This window comes from Streptomyces sp. AC627_RSS907 (assembly GCF_019049165.1).
Genome location: NZ_JAGMUE010000052.1, coordinates 1 through 13,429, shown reverse-complemented (window position 1 = coordinate 13,429; position 13,429 = coordinate 1). Strand labels below are relative to the sequence as shown.

Here is a 13,429-nt window from a genome sequence, read left to right as displayed (position 1 = left end):
GGTCGGTCAGTGATTACGGTTGTTCTCCTCGTAACACTGCCACGGCCTTTTTCATTCCGAGACACCCGTCCCGACCCGCGAGACGATCTCGTCCCAGTAGCCGGGCATCGTCTCCCAGGGGACGGCTCGGCCACCCCGGTCCGTGCGGTCGGTGAAGTAGATCGTCGCGGCGCCCTGCCAGCGGGCGATGCGCAGCGCCTCGTCCAGATGTCCGCGGGGGACGCCGTGGACGAAGTGGCAGAAGCGCTCGGGCTGGTGGTCCGCGCTCCAGTCGGCTGCCTGGGACCAGCGGTAATCGCTCCAGGCGCCGGAGAAGGTGACCAGTTGGTCGGCGTTCTCGGCATAGCCGGGGTAGGGGTGGGTGCCGTGCCCCAGGACGATGTGGGCGCCGTCGCGGATCACCCGCAGCGTGGTGACCGTGCGGCGAACCCCGGGGAGTGCGGCCCGTTCGGCCGGGCAGCGGTCGAGGAGGAAGCCGTCGACCCGGTACCAGTCGAGATAGCGGTGTGCGTCGGAGATCAGTGCGCCGAAGCTCCGGGCCCCGTACGCGGTGTCGAGGTGGCCGAGGACACGGACACCCGCGTTGCGCAGGCGGCCCGCCGCCTCCAGGCACTGTGGATCGGGGTGGACACCGGGACCCTCGGCGACGTTGAGGACGACCCAGTGCAGGGGTGTGCCCGGCTTGGTGAGGCCGGCCCACTCACCAGGGGCGAGGAGGGGGTGGGCCAGGCCCGGGACACCGAGGCCGGTGCGGACGCCAGTACTCGCCGTGCCCGCTTTCGTACTGGTCAGATACGGCATGCCGCCTCCATCCAGATGTCGGCGAGGGATTCTTCGAGGGCGATCCGGGGCCGCCAGCCGAGCCGGTCGCGCGCGGTGCGCACATCGGCCTGTTGCCAGCTGCCGCAGCCGTCCGGGTAGGGGTGGGCGACCGGGGCCGCGTGCTCGGTGTCGGCGCGGTGCCCGAGAGGCTCCGGGCGGTGATGGCCGAGGGTGTCGGTGCGGTGGTGGCCGAGGGAGTCGGCACGGTGGCCGGCGGACTCGGCGCGAGGGTGGCCGATGCTCGGCCGCAGCGCCCCGGGCGGTCCGTCGAGTTCGTGCAGGGCGCCGCCGTAGCCGGCCACACGGGCGAGGACGGCGGCGGCGTCGCGCAGGCGGACGGCACGGCCGGAGCCGATGTTGATGACGCCCTGCGCGGCGGAGAGGGATGCGGCGTGGACGGCGCGTGCCACGTCGCGGACGTCGATGAAGTCACGCTGCACGCCGAGTCCGCCGAGCCGGAGTTCGCCGTCGCCGGACTGCATCGCGCGGCGCATGGCCTCGGCGAGGCGGCCCAGTGGTGAACCGGCCGGGGTGCCGGGCCCGGCGGGCGAGAAGACGCGGAGGACGACGGCGTCCAGGCCGGAGCCGAGGACCAGTTCGGTCGCGGCGAGTTTGCTGACGCCGTAGGGGCCGCCGGGGCGGGGCACGGCGTCCTCCGCGGTGGAGGAACCGGGCTGGCTGGGGCCGTACTCCGCGCTGCAGCCGACCTGCACCAGGCGGGCGCCGCAGCCGCTGCGGCGCAGGGCCTCGCAGACGGTGGCGACGGCGACGGTGTTGTGCCGGGTGAGTTCGCGGGCGCCGCCGCGGGTGGCACCGGCGCAGTTGACGACGACACCGGGATGGACCGCGTCGAGGAAACGGGTGAGGGCACCGGGGCTGCCGGTGGCGAGGTCGAAGCGGACGTCGGCGTCGTCACCGCGGCCGAGGGCGGTGAGCTGGACGGCGGGGTCGGCGAGCAGACGGTCGGCGACGAAGCGGCCGATGTAGCCGTTGGCTCCGATCAGCAGGACTCTCATCGGGCGGCTCCCGGTGCCGAGACGTCGGGTCGGGAGGTGGTCATCTGGGGGCTCCTTCGGAGAGTGGTGCGGATGTGTGGGTGGCTGTCCGGGCGCGCGGTCACCGCTGCTGCTCCGTGGCCGCGTGGGCCGACGCCCTGGTCAGCCGGCGGGTCGCGTGGATCAGGAGGGTGAGGGCGCCGGTGCCGCAGGCCGCCGCCGGAACGCCGGCCGGGCCGCAGGCGGCGACGAGCGCCTCCACGGGGACGGCCAGGAAGTCGCACCCGGGAAGGCGGCCGGCGAAGAGCGTCGCCAGGGCGGTTGCCTCGGCGGTGGCGGCGGCGGTGAGGACGAGCGCGGGGGCATGGGTGTGGCCGTGCGCGGTGAGCAGGCGGGCGAGCAGGAGAAGGGCGCCCAGGGTGAGCGCCTGCGGGTAGCGGGCGGGCTCGTCGAGGACCGCGCCGGTCAGCGCGAGCAAGGCCGTCAGGGCGGCCAGGAACAGGGCGAACGTGCCGAGCAGCAGCGGGCGTACGGAGGCGGAGAAGTCGGCCAGGCCGCGGCTGTCCGTCAGTTTGCGGCGCGCGCGCACGGCGAAGAAGTGTGCGCTCATGGCCGCGGGCGCACAGGCGAGGGCGAGGGCCAGGACGGGGACGACGGTGACGGGCCACGGACCGTCGGTGGTGCCGTCGGGCAGACCGTCGGGGCCACCCGTGAGGGCGGCGCCGAGCAGGCCGTCGCCGAGGAGGGCGTAGCCGAGGAGCCAGCAGGCCCAGGGGCCGGTGGTGCGCGTGGTGGCGGTCGTGCGCGTCGGGGCGGTCAGCGGACCCCGGCGCAGGGCGGCGCGCAGGGCCAGGGTCACCGCGAGAGCGCCGGCGGCGGCCACGATCAGGCGCGGCCGGCCGTCCGTGAGGCGCAGGCCGGCCACGGCCGCGGCGCACAGCACGCCCGGCAGCAGGGCGAGGACGAGCCACGCGACGCCCGCCCGGGGGGTCGGCGGGTCCGCGGCGGGCGGAGAGGGTTCGGCTTCGCGCGGTACGCGGGCGTACATCTCCTCCGCGAGGGCGAAGACGTCCCGGTGCCGGAAGTGCGCCGCGCTCCGGTCGGTGACGCCGCGCGCCTCCAGGCCCGCGGCGATGTCCAACGGGTCCACGGCCCGTTCGCAGAGGTCGCGGTGCCGGTGCATCAGGGCCTTCACGGGGTCCGCGGCGGCGCGGCGAGCGGCGGACGGTGACTGCTCGCGACCGTCGGCCGCCGCGCCACCGTTTCCCTCGCGTGCCCGTCCGCCCTCCTCGGGAGGCCGCCCCTCGCCCGGCCGCAGCGTCTCGCCCGCCCGCCGGTCCTGGTCCGGCTTCGGCGATCCGCCCGCACCCGACGGCCGGCCCGCACCCGAGAGACGATCCCCGCCTGTCTCGCCCCGGGCTCCGGGGCTGCCCGGCGACGCGGGGCGGTCCACGGGGCGGTCCAGTTCACCGAGGCCGCTCATCGCGCCCCCTCGGTCGCGGAGAGGGAGGTCGTGGCCCGCACCGGAGCGTCCGTCGCCCAGCCGGGGCCGCCCCGCGCCACGACACGGGCCGTCGGGTCGGTCCAACGGCCGGGGACGTGAGCCTCGGCCGGGACGGCGAACGGCAGGGGCCCGCCGGTGCCGTCGAGGACGACGCGGCGTTGCGGGGTGCGCGCGAGGATGTCCAGGTAGATGCCGTGGAACGCGGCGGCGTTCTGCTCCACGGTGAAGAGCTCCAGTGCGCGGGCACGCGCGGCGGCACCGAGTCGCTCACGGCGCTCGGGGTCGCGCAACAGGGCGACGCACGCCTCCGCGAGCGCCCGCGGGTTGCGCGGGGGTACCACGAGCCCGGTGCCGCCGACGGCCTCCACCACCGCGCCGACGTCCGTGGACACCGTCGCGCGACCGCAGAACATCGCCTCCACCAGGCCGGCCGGAAACCCTTCGGCGACGCTGGAGAGGACGACCAGGGCGCCGGAGGCGTACGCCTCGGCGCGGGACGGCAGTTCCGGCCCGCCGGTCTCCTCGAAGGAGACCGGATTGCGGCCGACGGCGTGCGGGCCGTCGGCCTCGTCGGGGAAGAGCTGCGCGGCCAGGCCCTTGCAGTGGGCGTGGTAGGCCGCGCCCTCGGGACCGCCGGGGGCGCCGATGATCTTCAGGCGTGTTCCGGGCTCTTCCTCGCGGATCTCCGCGAAGGCGTGCAGCAGCGAGACCAGGTCCTTGGCGGGCTCGACGCGGCCGACCCAGACGAGGGTGTGCGGGTCGGCGCCCTGCGGCGACTCACCCGCCTCGGCGAAGGGGGCCCCGTCCGTCCCCGGGTAGACCGTCCGGAGCTTGGCGCGGTCGGCCCCGCAGCGCTCCTGCCAGCGGCGGGCGTGCGTGTCGCCGGGCGTGATCACGGCCGCGCGCCGGTAGGTCTCGGCGGCCAGCCTGCCGTGGAAGGCGGCCAGCAGGGACCGTATCGCCGGTGGGGAGTCGGGTTCCGTGAGGTAGTGCGTACGCAGCCGCACCCCGTACTCGGTCACCAGCAGGGGCACGTCGCAGAAGTGCCGCGCGAGCAGGCCCACAAGGGCCGCCGTGCCGCCGGAAGCCGCGTGGCACAGGTCGACCGCGCCCAGGCCGTCACCCTCGTACCAGTCGAGCGACAGGGGGCGCAGAGCGCTTTCGAGGCGCCCGGCGACGGCGAGCAGCTCGGGGACGCGCGCCTCGCGGGCGGAGCGGTGGGCGCCGGGCGCGCGACAGGCGCGTTCCAGTGCGCGTACGGCGGTGTCCGAGCGCAGTGCGCCGGACAGTCCGCCCTCGTCGCGGGCAAGCTCGGCGAGCCCGTACAGCGCGTTGGCGAAACGGTCCGCCTCATGGGCCGACGCATCCTCCGCGGCCCCGGACGAGTCCCCGGGGGCGGTGACGCTCAGAGCCGCGGCCAGTTCGCCGTAGTGCTCGGCGAAGCGACGGCGCGCGCGCCGCCCGTGGACGATCCCGTCCTCCTCGGCGCCCCAGAGCGCCGCGGTGCGCACCCGGTTGACCTGCGGCGGCAGCGGGACCCATCCCGCGGCCTCCTGACGCTCGCTGCGGCTGAGCGCGTAGACGTCGAACTCGTGCTGTCCGAGCCCGCGCACGAGCCGGTCGCACCAGAGCCCGGCCTCACCGCTCGCATACGGATAGCCGCCCTCCGTAAGCAGTCCGATGCGCACGCGCGCACCCCCGATCTCCCGTGTGGGGAGCCGCCGTTGGCCCGGCGGCTCGCAGCGGGACGAACGTATGCGGACAAGCCGGTGGCGCGACGGACGGTTGTCCATCGCGCCACCAAAAGGGGTGAACGGACGTAACTTTCCCGTGCGGGACGCGTTCGGTCGCGTTAAGAGATCACGGCGTCACCGTGCGCCACGCTCCGGCCAGGGCTAGCCGGTCGGCGACACCGCTGTCGCCGGGTCAGTCGTCACTGCTGGGGTATGCCCAGGGGTTGGGGCGGCAGTCGATGCCGTCGTGGTCGACGAACTTGGTCTGCTGCTGCATGACCGGGGCGAGTTCGCCGTCCTTGTCGCAGGTGACGTGGTTGAAGCCGATGCGGTGGCCGACCTCGTGGTTGATCAGCATCTGCCGGTACGCGTGGAGCTCGTCGCCGTACGGCTCCGCACCCTGCGCCCAACGGTAGGCGTTGATCATCACGCGCTCGGTGGCGGCCGAGTCGCAGGACACGTTGTCCACGGTGGTGTCCAGTCCGGACTTGGCGCACCATTCGGCGGTGGTGCCGGGGCTGGCCAGCGTGATCACGAAGTCGGGCTGCCCGGAGTGGATGCGCTCGAAGGTGCGCGCGCCGTTGTGGGCCCAGCTCCGGTTGTCGTTGAGCGTCTTCTGCACGGCCTCGGCGAAGAGTTCTCCGTCCAGACCGAGCCCCTGCTCCACGTCCACGCGGTAGGTGTACTTCCGTCCCGTCCCCGGCCCCTTGGCGATGCCGGGGATCGCGTCGAACTTCCCGGAACCCTTCAGCGTGGCGCCGAGCGGGTACCTCTTGCCCATCTTCTGCTCGTACGTCAGCGCGGGCGCCGCGGGGGCGGACGGCGTCGGCCGCTCGTCCGTCCGCGACGCGGAGTCCCGGGCGTGGCGGGCCTGGTCGGTGGCGGCCTGCGTCCGCACGTCCTCGCCCGGCGGCCCGTCGGCGACCTGGCCGGCCACGACGACGGCCAGCACCGTGGTGACGGCGGCCGCGGCGACACCGGTGAAGGTCCGGCCCTTGGCACCCCTGGCCGGCGCGGGTTCACCGGTGGGCGGCGTGTCGTCCGCTTCGGACGCGCTGCCGCCGCCCGCGCTGCCGCCGCTTCCGCCGTCGGCGCTCCGGCCGGTGACGGAGGCGTACGGGTCGGCGGGCTGATCGGTGAGGCGGGCTCGGCGTCGCGAGGCACGGCCCCCGACGGCGTCGCCGCCCTCGCCGAAGGCGTCCAGGTACTCCTGGCGCGGCCCTCCCGAAGGCGCCTGCCGCTGCCGCGGGAAGGGAGGGCCGGACTGCACGGACCGGCCCGGGTGCTGCGCTGGGGCACCCTTCGGCGGCCCCGCGGGGGTGCCGTACCCGGCACTGGTCCGCCCGCTCAACTCGCCCCAGCCGCCGCCGGTCTCATGCTGCTCGGGGTGACCACCGCGGACCTGGGGCGCACCGTGCGCCGGGCTGCCGTCGGGGAATCCGGCGACGCCCTGCGCGGGCGTACCCTCGCCCGCCCGCGGAAACCCATGGGCCGGCGCCTCGTCCGGCAGCCGACGGCCCGGCCCCGTCTGTCCCTGGCCGTGCCCCGTCTGTCCCTGGCGGTGCCCCGGGGTGCCGTCCGGCGCCCCATGGGGCGCCGCACCGGGCCTCCCGCTCGCCGGTGGCGCCTGCTCCCCCGCCGGAGGGCCCGGCGCCCGACGGCGGGCCGGCCACCCGGACCGGGTCTCCCGCGTCGCCGCGGTGTTCGCGTCGTCGGCCCTGGGGGCGGGTCCGCGGCGGCTGTGGCGTCCCACGTCGCGCCTCAGCCTCCTGTGGTCTGCTGGGCGGGCTCGTCGTCGACGATCCCGCCGGTCCTGTCATCGGCCGTCGACTCGCCGGCGTACGCGAGGAGTTCGCGGAACGCCGTGGCCACGGTCTCCGGATACTCCATCATCGCCACGTGTCCCGCGTCCGGCAGGGTCAGCAGCCGGGAGTCACGGAAGGCGCGGGCAGCCCGCTGGGCCATGCGATAGCCGACGAGTTGGTCCCGTCCACCGTAGACCAGGAGCGTGGGAGCGAGAACCCGCCCGGCCTGTCGCCACAGTCCGTGCTGGCCGCCCAGCGTGTACGCGTTGACGATCCCGCGTGCGGAGCGCGCCATCGCGTCCCAGAAGTACGGCAGCTGCAGCCGCCGCTCCATCTCCTCTACGGCGTTGCGGAAACCCTCCGGCGTCACCCTCCCCGGGTCGCCGTAACAGAGCGCCGTCACACCGCGGACCCGCTGCTCCGCGGTCCACTCCCGGGTGAGCCGGGTGAACAGCGACACCACGCCCGGCAGCGCCAGCAGCCCCGTCGGTACGGCGCTGCGCTGCACGCGGATCTCCGGCAGCGCGGGCGACACGAGGGTCAGCGTCCGCACGAGGTCGGGCCGCGCCGCGGCGACGCGGGTCACGACGGCGCCGCCCAGCGAGTTGCCGAAGAGGTGCACGGGGCCGCGCCCGGAGGCGTCGAGGTAGCGGATGACCGCGCGCGCGTGGCCCGTGACCGAGTAGTTGCCGTCGTCCGGCGGCGGGGAGTCGCCGAAGCCCGGCAGGTCCACCGCCTCGCTGTCGACGACGTCGTCCAGCAGCGGCATCAGCGCCGACCAGTTCTGCGACGAGCCGCCGAGGCCGTGGACGTACAGCGCGGGCGGGAGTCCCTGGCGCACCGGTCGCCTGGAGCGCACCGCCAGGGTGATACCGGGCAGGCGGACCGACCTGAGGTGCTCACCGTCCGCGACCCTGACGGCTGTGACCTTCGGCAGCACGTTGGCGGGCGGCACGGGCGGCAGCTCGGTCGAAGACATGCGGCAATGTTACGAGACGATCACGCAGTGGCTCATGTGTTCGCCGTCACAGGGAGGCGTGCGCCGACGCGGGAGGCGGGTACTCATGGCCGCGTCCCGGGGCATGACGACACATGGCGTCCGGATCGGGTGTCTCCTACGCTCGTGGAGTGGGCACCCGCGTGTGGCCCCTGCATCTTCAGGGACGTCCGTAGGAAGGGAGCCCAGCATGACCGTCGACCCGACCGACCCCGACACCTTCGACGAGGAGACAGAGGAACCCCAGGAGTTCGACGTCGAGGCGCCCGACGCCGACGCGGCCGAGCAGCAGACGGACATCGCGCCGCAGCGCGACGATTCGCTGACCGGCGTCGAACCGGGCCACGCCAACGAGGCCGACCTGGTGGAACAGGCCCGCGTCGTCTCCCACGACGAGGACGACTACCGCTGAGGCGTGGTGCCGCGAAGGCGGCCGAGAGACCCGCCGAGCAGGAGGGAGGCCGAATTCTGCCCGGCCTGATCCCTTTTGAAACCTGTTGTGCGGCTTTCATCACCGTCCGGTCCGTGAAATTCTGCGCCCGCACCGCGCACAGCACGGTTACCGAAAAGTACGATGGTGAGGCGGCGCACACCGCACGTGGACGACTATGGGAGGCGGCGTGACAGCCATCGAGCAGACAGAGGCGGTACGCCCGCGGGGCACACGCCTTCCCCGCCGTGCCCGACGCAACCAGCTGCTGGGCGCCGCACAGGAAGTGTTCGTGGCCCAGGGCTACCACGCGGCCGCGATGGACGACATCGCCGAGCGGGCCGGTGTCAGCAAGCCGGTGCTCTACCAGCACTTCCCCGGCAAGCTCGACCTCTACCTCGCCCTGCTGGACCAGCACTGCGAGGCCCTGATCCAGTCCGTACGGCACGCGCTCGCGTCGACGACCGACAACAAGCAGCGCGTCCGCGCGACGATGGACGCCTACTTCGCGTACGTCGAGGACGACGGCGGCGCCTTCCGCCTGGTGTTCGAGTCGGACCTGACGAACGAGCCCGCCGTGCGCGAGCGTGTCGACAAGGTCACGAACGAGTGCGCCGAGGCGATCTGCGACGTGATCGCCGAGGACACCGGTCTCTCGCGTGCCGAGTCGATGCTGCTGGCCTCCGGGCTGGGTGGCCTCGCCCAGGTGGTGGCCCGCTCCTGGCTGCACAGCGACCGCAGCGTGCCGCGCGACCAGGCGGTCCAGCTGCTGGCCTCGCTGGCCTGGCGGGGCATCGCCGGCTTCCCCCTGCACGGCAGCGAGCAGCACTGACCGTCGCGGCGCTCCGGGGCGTGCGCCGGTTCTGTTCCCGTCGGCTGTTCGCTCCTGGCGTTCTCCGGCGCACCGTGTACGTCCCCTCACCGGGCTAATGTGTGCTGGGTACGGCGCGGAAGATCGCGCACTTCACTGACCGTCGGAGGGACATAGCCGTGGAGGTCAAGATCGGCGTGCAGCACGCGCCCCGCGAGATCGTTCTGGAGAGCGGTCAGAGTGCCGAGGAGGTCGAGCGCGTGGTGGCCGAGGCACTGGCCGGCAAGTCGCAGCTGCTGAGCCTCGTGGACGACCACGGCCGCAAGGTCCTGGTGCCGGCCGACCGTCTCGCCTACGTCGAGATCGGCGAGCCGTCCCCGCGCAAGGTGGGCTTCGGCGCGCTGTAGTCGGCGGACGCGGTACGAACGACGCGGAACGGGAGGGCCCGGCGGTGAGTCACCGCCGGGCCCTCCCGTGCTTCACGCGCGGATTCCCCGTGCATCACGCTCGGACTCCCCGCGCATCACGCTCGGACTCCCCGCGCTTCACGCGCGAGTTCCGGTATTTCGCGCGCGGACTTCCCGTTCACGTGCGGAGCACAGTTCACCCACAGGGGGAGGATTGCATTCCGCAGGTCAGGGGTAAGACGGCTGTGACCGTCAGGGCAGGCCGGCCATCTGGGAGGGACCCCGACATGCTCTTGGAAGCGCTCAGCGCCACGATCCTCGGTTTCGCGCTGGCCTGGGCCGCCGCCCACCGTCTGCCGCACCGCCTCCCGGCCCGCGTCCTGGTGCTGCCGACGGGGATCGCCGGGGCCCTTTTCGGGGCGTTCGTGACGCACACCGCGCTGGGTGCCGGCGGTCTCCTGCTGGTTCTCCTGGGCTCGGCGGCCCTCTCCGCGGCCTCGCTGTCGCTGCTGCTGCGCCCCGCGGGAAGACTCCGCCGCCGGTCGGCGACCGCCTGACCGGCCGCCGACCGCGGTGGCGCCCGCACTGACGACTTTCAGCCGCCCCGGGGCGGCCGGCCTCTCATCGGCGACCAGCCGCGCGTAGATCGAACACGCGCGACGATCAAACACGCGCAACACGCGTCCTCACTCGCCCGTCGGCGACCAGCCCCCGTCGCCGTCCGGGCGTCCGCCGCTGCCGCCGCCTGCCGGGGTCGCCCACGGGGGCGATCAGGCCGCCAGCCCGAGCGCCGCCATCCGCTTGGTGTGCGCCTCGGTGATCCGGGAGAACATGCGGCCCACCTCGGCGAGGTCGAACCCGTCCGCGACACCGCCCACGAGCATCGTCGACAGCGCGTCCCGGTCGGCCACCACCCGCTGGGACTGGGAGAGCGCCTCACCCATCAGCCGCCGCGCCCACAGCGCGAGCCGCCCGCCCACGCGCGGGTCCGCGTCGATCGCCGCGCGCACCTTCTCCACGGCGAAACCGGCGTGCCCGGTGTCGTCGAGGACGGCGAGCACCAGCTCGCGGGTGTCGGAGTCGAGGCGGGCAGCGACCTCGCGGTAGAAGTCACTGGCGATGGAGTCGCCGACGTAGGCCTTGACGAGCCCCTCCAGCCAGTCGGAGGGGTCCGTCTGCCGGTGGAAGCCGTCGTAGGCGGCCACGAAGGGCTCCATCGCCGCCGTCGGCTCCTCACCGATCTCGGCGAGCCGGTCGCGCAGCCGCTCGAAGTGGTGGAACTCCGCCGACGCCATTTTCGCCAGCTCCGCCTTGTCCGCCAGCGTGGGCGCCAGCTTGGCGTCCTCCGCGAGCCGTTCGAACGCCGCCAGCTCGCCGTACGCGAGAGCGCCGAGCAGGTCCACGACAGCGGCGCGGTACTGAGGGTCGGCGGCGGCCGTCGCCCAGTCCCGGGCGGCGACCGAAGTGGGTTCGGCGGGGGCGTTGCCAGGCTTGTCAGAGCTCGTCATGCAGCGCACAATAGCCCGCCCGTCGCCCGCCGGAAGGCCCCCGGTGGGCGCTGAGTGCCGCTGGTCGGGCAGTGTGACGACGACTACGTGACCAAATCGGCCATCGCGTGTGCGCGAATCCGGGGTATGGTGGTAATGCGCCTGCCGAGTATGTGACGTACGGGTACGTGACATCGTCGTCGGGCCGCACGCATGAGGATGCCCGGTCGGTGGCCCGATCGGCTCCGACCCGACAGCCCTCCTCCCGTACGCCCACTGCGTCCGGGACCCGGAGGGGGACCCTCAGTGGTACGAGCGCTGGAGCGTCGACAGAGGTCCCGTGTCCTACGGCCCCGCAAGGCGGCCGACGTCCCCGACACGGTCCGGCACGACCCGCGCGCTCGCCTCGCACCACGTACACAGAAGAGGCAGCACCCTGACTACGACGTTCCGATCCCTCGGGATCCTCCCCGAGACCGCCGAAGCACTCGAAGCCGTCGGCATCACCACTCCCTTCCCCATCCAGGAGATGACGCTCCCCGTGGCCCTGTCGGGCACGGACGTCATCGGCCAGGCCAAGACCGGCACCGGCAAGACGCTGGGCTTCGGCCTTCCGCTCCTCGAGCGCGTCACCGTCCCCGTCGACGTGGAGGCCGGTCGCGCCGCGCCCGAGTCCCTGACCGACGCCCCGCAGGCCCTCGTCGTCGTCCCGACGCGCGAGCTGTGCCAGCAGGTCACCAACGACCTGCTGACCGCCGGCAAGGTCCGCAACGTGCGCGTCACCGCGATCTACGGCGGCCGGGCCTACGAGCCGCAGGTGGAGGCCCTGAAGAAGGGCGTCGACGTGATCGTCGGCACCCCGGGCCGCCTGCTGGACCTGGCGGGCCAGAAGAAGCTCAACCTGGGGCACGTCAAGTGCCTGGTCCTCGACGAGGCCGACGAGATGCTCGACCTGGGCTTCCTGCCTGACGTCGAGAAGATCATCAACATGCTGCCGCCCAGGCGCCAGACCATGCTGTTCTCGGCCACGATGCCGGGCGCGGTCATCGGACTCGCCCGCCGGTACATGTCGCAGCCCACCCACATCCGTGCCACCTCGCCGGACGACGAGGGCGCGACGGTCGCGAACACGAAGCAGTTCATCTACCGCGCGCACAACATGGACAAGCCCGAGATGGTGGCGCGCATACTGCAGGCCGAGGGCCGGGGACTGGCCATGGTCTTCTGCCGCACCAAGCGCACGGCGGCCGACCTGGCCGACCAGCTCAAGCAGCGCGGCTTCGCCTCCGGCGCGGTCCACGGCGACCTCGGCCAGGGCGCCCGCGAGCAGGCCCTGCGCGCCTTCCGCAACGGCAAGGTGGACGTGCTCGTCTGCACCGACGTCGCCGCCCGCGGCATCGACGTCGAGGGCGTGACGCACGTCATCAACTACCAGTCGCCGGAAGAGGAGAAGACGTACCTGCACCGCATCGGCCGCACCGGCCGCGCGGGCGCGAAGGGTACGGCGATCACGCTGGTCGACTGGGACGACATCCCGCGCTGGCAGCTGATCAACAAGGCGCTCGACCTGGGCTTCAACGACCCGCCGGAGACGTACTCCACCTCCCCCCACCTGTACACCGACCTCGGCATCCCCGAGGGCACCAAGGGTGTCCTGCCGCGCTCGGAGCGCACGCGCGCCGGGCTCGACGCGGAAGAGCTGGAGGACCTGGGTGAGCCGGGCGGACGCGGGGGCCGCGCGCGCGGCGGCCGGGACGAGTCCCGATCCGCCGAGCGCGAGCGTTCGTCCCGTACGACGCCGCGGCGCCGCCGCCGGATGCGCGGAGGTGCGCCGGTGGACGCGGAGGTCTCCGCGACCGCCGCGCCCGAGGCAGTGACCGGTGCGGACGGCGCCACGGACACGGACGCCGCCCAGGGACCCCGCACGCTGCGCCGCCGGCGCCGCACGCGCGGTGGCGAGCCGTCGCGCCAGCCGGTGACGGCCGTTCCGGCGGACGCTCCCGCGGCACAGACGCCGGAGGACACCGCGCCCGAGGTCGCCGAAGTCCCGGAGGCCGCGGAGACGCCGGTGAAGCCGCGTCGCCGCCGCACCCGCAAGTCGGCCGAGGCGTCGGCCGGCCCGCTGGAGACCACCCCGGTCGTCGAGCCTGCCGCCGTCGAACCGGCGGGCGTCGAGGCCCCGGCGGCCGAGGCCCCCGCGGAGAAGCCGCGCCGCCGCACCCGCAAGACGGCGGAGGCCCCCGAGACGGTGACCGAGGCAGCAGCACAGGCACAGGCACCGGAAACCACCGAGCCCAAGCCCCGACGCACCCGCAAGACGGCCACCACAGCAGAAACCGCCGCCGACACCACCGAAGCCACGGAAACCAAGCCCCGCCGCCGCACCCGCAAGACGGCCGAGGCCCCCCAGACCGTGACCGAGACAGCAGCACAGGCAC

The 13,429-nt window shown here is 73.9% G+C and carries 12 protein-coding genes; 5 read left to right on the top strand and 7 right to left on the bottom strand.

Annotated features, from left to right (window positions below; genetic code table 11):
• Positions 1-51 precede the first annotated feature (51 nt).
• The 6 genes from KUM32_RS14565 to KUM32_RS14540 form a co-directional block, all read right to left on the bottom strand.
• Positions 52-801, bottom strand: a complete 750-nt coding sequence (locus KUM32_RS14565) for a spherulation-specific family 4 protein (protein WP_217142292.1) — start codon at positions 799-801, stop codon at positions 52-54.
• Positions 789-1,838, bottom strand: a complete 1,050-nt coding sequence (locus tag KUM32_RS14560; protein ID WP_217142291.1) for an NAD-dependent epimerase/dehydratase family protein — start codon at positions 1,836-1,838, stop codon at positions 789-791. Before KUM32_RS14560 ends, KUM32_RS14565 begins: the two co-directional genes overlap by 13 nt.
• 100 nt (positions 1,839-1,938) lie before the next feature.
• On the bottom strand, positions 1,939-3,300 hold the full coding sequence (locus KUM32_RS14555; RefSeq protein ID WP_217142290.1) for a hypothetical protein: 1,362 nt from the start codon (positions 3,298-3,300) through the stop codon (positions 1,939-1,941).
• A complete protein-coding gene (locus KUM32_RS14550) occupies positions 3,297-5,009 on the bottom strand; it encodes a DUF3492 domain-containing protein (protein ID WP_308408654.1) in 1,713 nt (570 codons plus the stop codon). The genes KUM32_RS14555 and KUM32_RS14550 overlap by 4 nt, the downstream gene beginning before the upstream one ends.
• 238 nt (positions 5,010-5,247) lie before the next feature.
• Entirely contained in the window at positions 5,248-6,807 is a 1,560-nt protein-coding gene (locus KUM32_RS14545) for a DUF3152 domain-containing protein (RefSeq protein WP_217142288.1), read from the bottom strand.
• A gap of 8 nt (positions 6,808-6,815) precedes the next feature.
• Positions 6,816-7,838 (bottom strand): alpha/beta fold hydrolase, encoded by a 1,023-nt coding sequence (locus tag KUM32_RS14540; RefSeq protein WP_217142287.1) that lies wholly within the window; start codon positions 7,836-7,838, stop codon positions 6,816-6,818.
• Positions 7,839-8,046: 208 nt separating this feature from the next.
• Here KUM32_RS14540 and KUM32_RS14535 point away from each other — a divergent pair, with 208 nt between their 5' ends.
• From KUM32_RS14535 to KUM32_RS14520, 4 genes are all read left to right on the top strand, one after another.
• Positions 8,047-8,268: a hypothetical protein gene (locus KUM32_RS14535; protein ID WP_217142286.1), complete on the top strand. Its 222-nt coding sequence runs from the start codon at positions 8,047-8,049 to the stop codon at positions 8,266-8,268.
• A gap of 208 nt (positions 8,269-8,476) precedes the next feature.
• Positions 8,477-9,118 (top strand): TetR/AcrR family transcriptional regulator, encoded by a 642-nt coding sequence (locus KUM32_RS14530; protein ID WP_217142285.1) that lies wholly within the window; start codon positions 8,477-8,479, stop codon positions 9,116-9,118.
• 158 nt (positions 9,119-9,276) lie between these two features.
• Positions 9,277-9,504, top strand: a complete 228-nt coding sequence (locus KUM32_RS14525; protein WP_217142284.1) for a DUF3107 domain-containing protein — start codon at positions 9,277-9,279, stop codon at positions 9,502-9,504.
• Positions 9,505-9,791: 287 nt separating this feature from the next.
• On the top strand, positions 9,792-10,061 hold the full coding sequence (locus KUM32_RS14520; protein ID WP_217142283.1) for a hypothetical protein: 270 nt from the start codon (positions 9,792-9,794) through the stop codon (positions 10,059-10,061).
• 213 nt (positions 10,062-10,274) lie between these two features.
• Here KUM32_RS14520 and KUM32_RS14515 read toward each other — a convergent pair whose 3' ends face one another.
• On the bottom strand, positions 10,275-11,012 hold the full coding sequence (locus tag KUM32_RS14515; protein WP_217142282.1) for a ferritin-like domain-containing protein: 738 nt from the start codon (positions 11,010-11,012) through the stop codon (positions 10,275-10,277).
• 508 nt (positions 11,013-11,520) lie between these two features.
• On the opposite strand from KUM32_RS14515, the gene KUM32_RS14510 reads away from it, so the two are divergent.
• A partial coding sequence (locus KUM32_RS14510; protein WP_254405553.1) for a DEAD/DEAH box helicase occupies positions 11,521-13,429 on the top strand: 1,909 nt, incomplete at its 3' end.

What these genes read in the sequence shown, in the direction of transcription:
- KUM32_RS14565 (WP_217142292.1), bottom strand. Translation starts at nt 801, where the DNA reads ATGCCGTATCTGACCAGTACGAAAGCGGGCACGGCGAGTACTGGCGTC.
- KUM32_RS14560 (WP_217142291.1), bottom strand. Translation starts at nt 1,838, where the DNA reads ATGAGAGTCCTGCTGATCGGAGCCAACGGCTACATCGGCCGCTTCGTC.
- KUM32_RS14555 (WP_217142290.1), bottom strand. Translation starts at nt 3,300, where the DNA reads ATGAGCGGCCTCGGTGAACTGGACCGCCCCGTGGACCGCCCCGCGTCG.
- KUM32_RS14540 (WP_217142287.1), bottom strand. Translation starts at nt 7,838, where the DNA reads ATGTCTTCGACCGAGCTGCCGCCCGTGCCGCCCGCCAACGTGCTGCCG.
- KUM32_RS14535 (WP_217142286.1), top strand. Translation starts at nt 8,047, where the DNA reads ATGACCGTCGACCCGACCGACCCCGACACCTTCGACGAGGAGACAGAG.
- KUM32_RS14520 (WP_217142283.1), top strand. Translation starts at nt 9,792, where the DNA reads ATGCTCTTGGAAGCGCTCAGCGCCACGATCCTCGGTTTCGCGCTGGCC.
- KUM32_RS14515 (WP_217142282.1), bottom strand. Translation starts at nt 11,012, where the DNA reads ATGACGAGCTCTGACAAGCCTGGCAACGCCCCCGCCGAACCCACTTCG.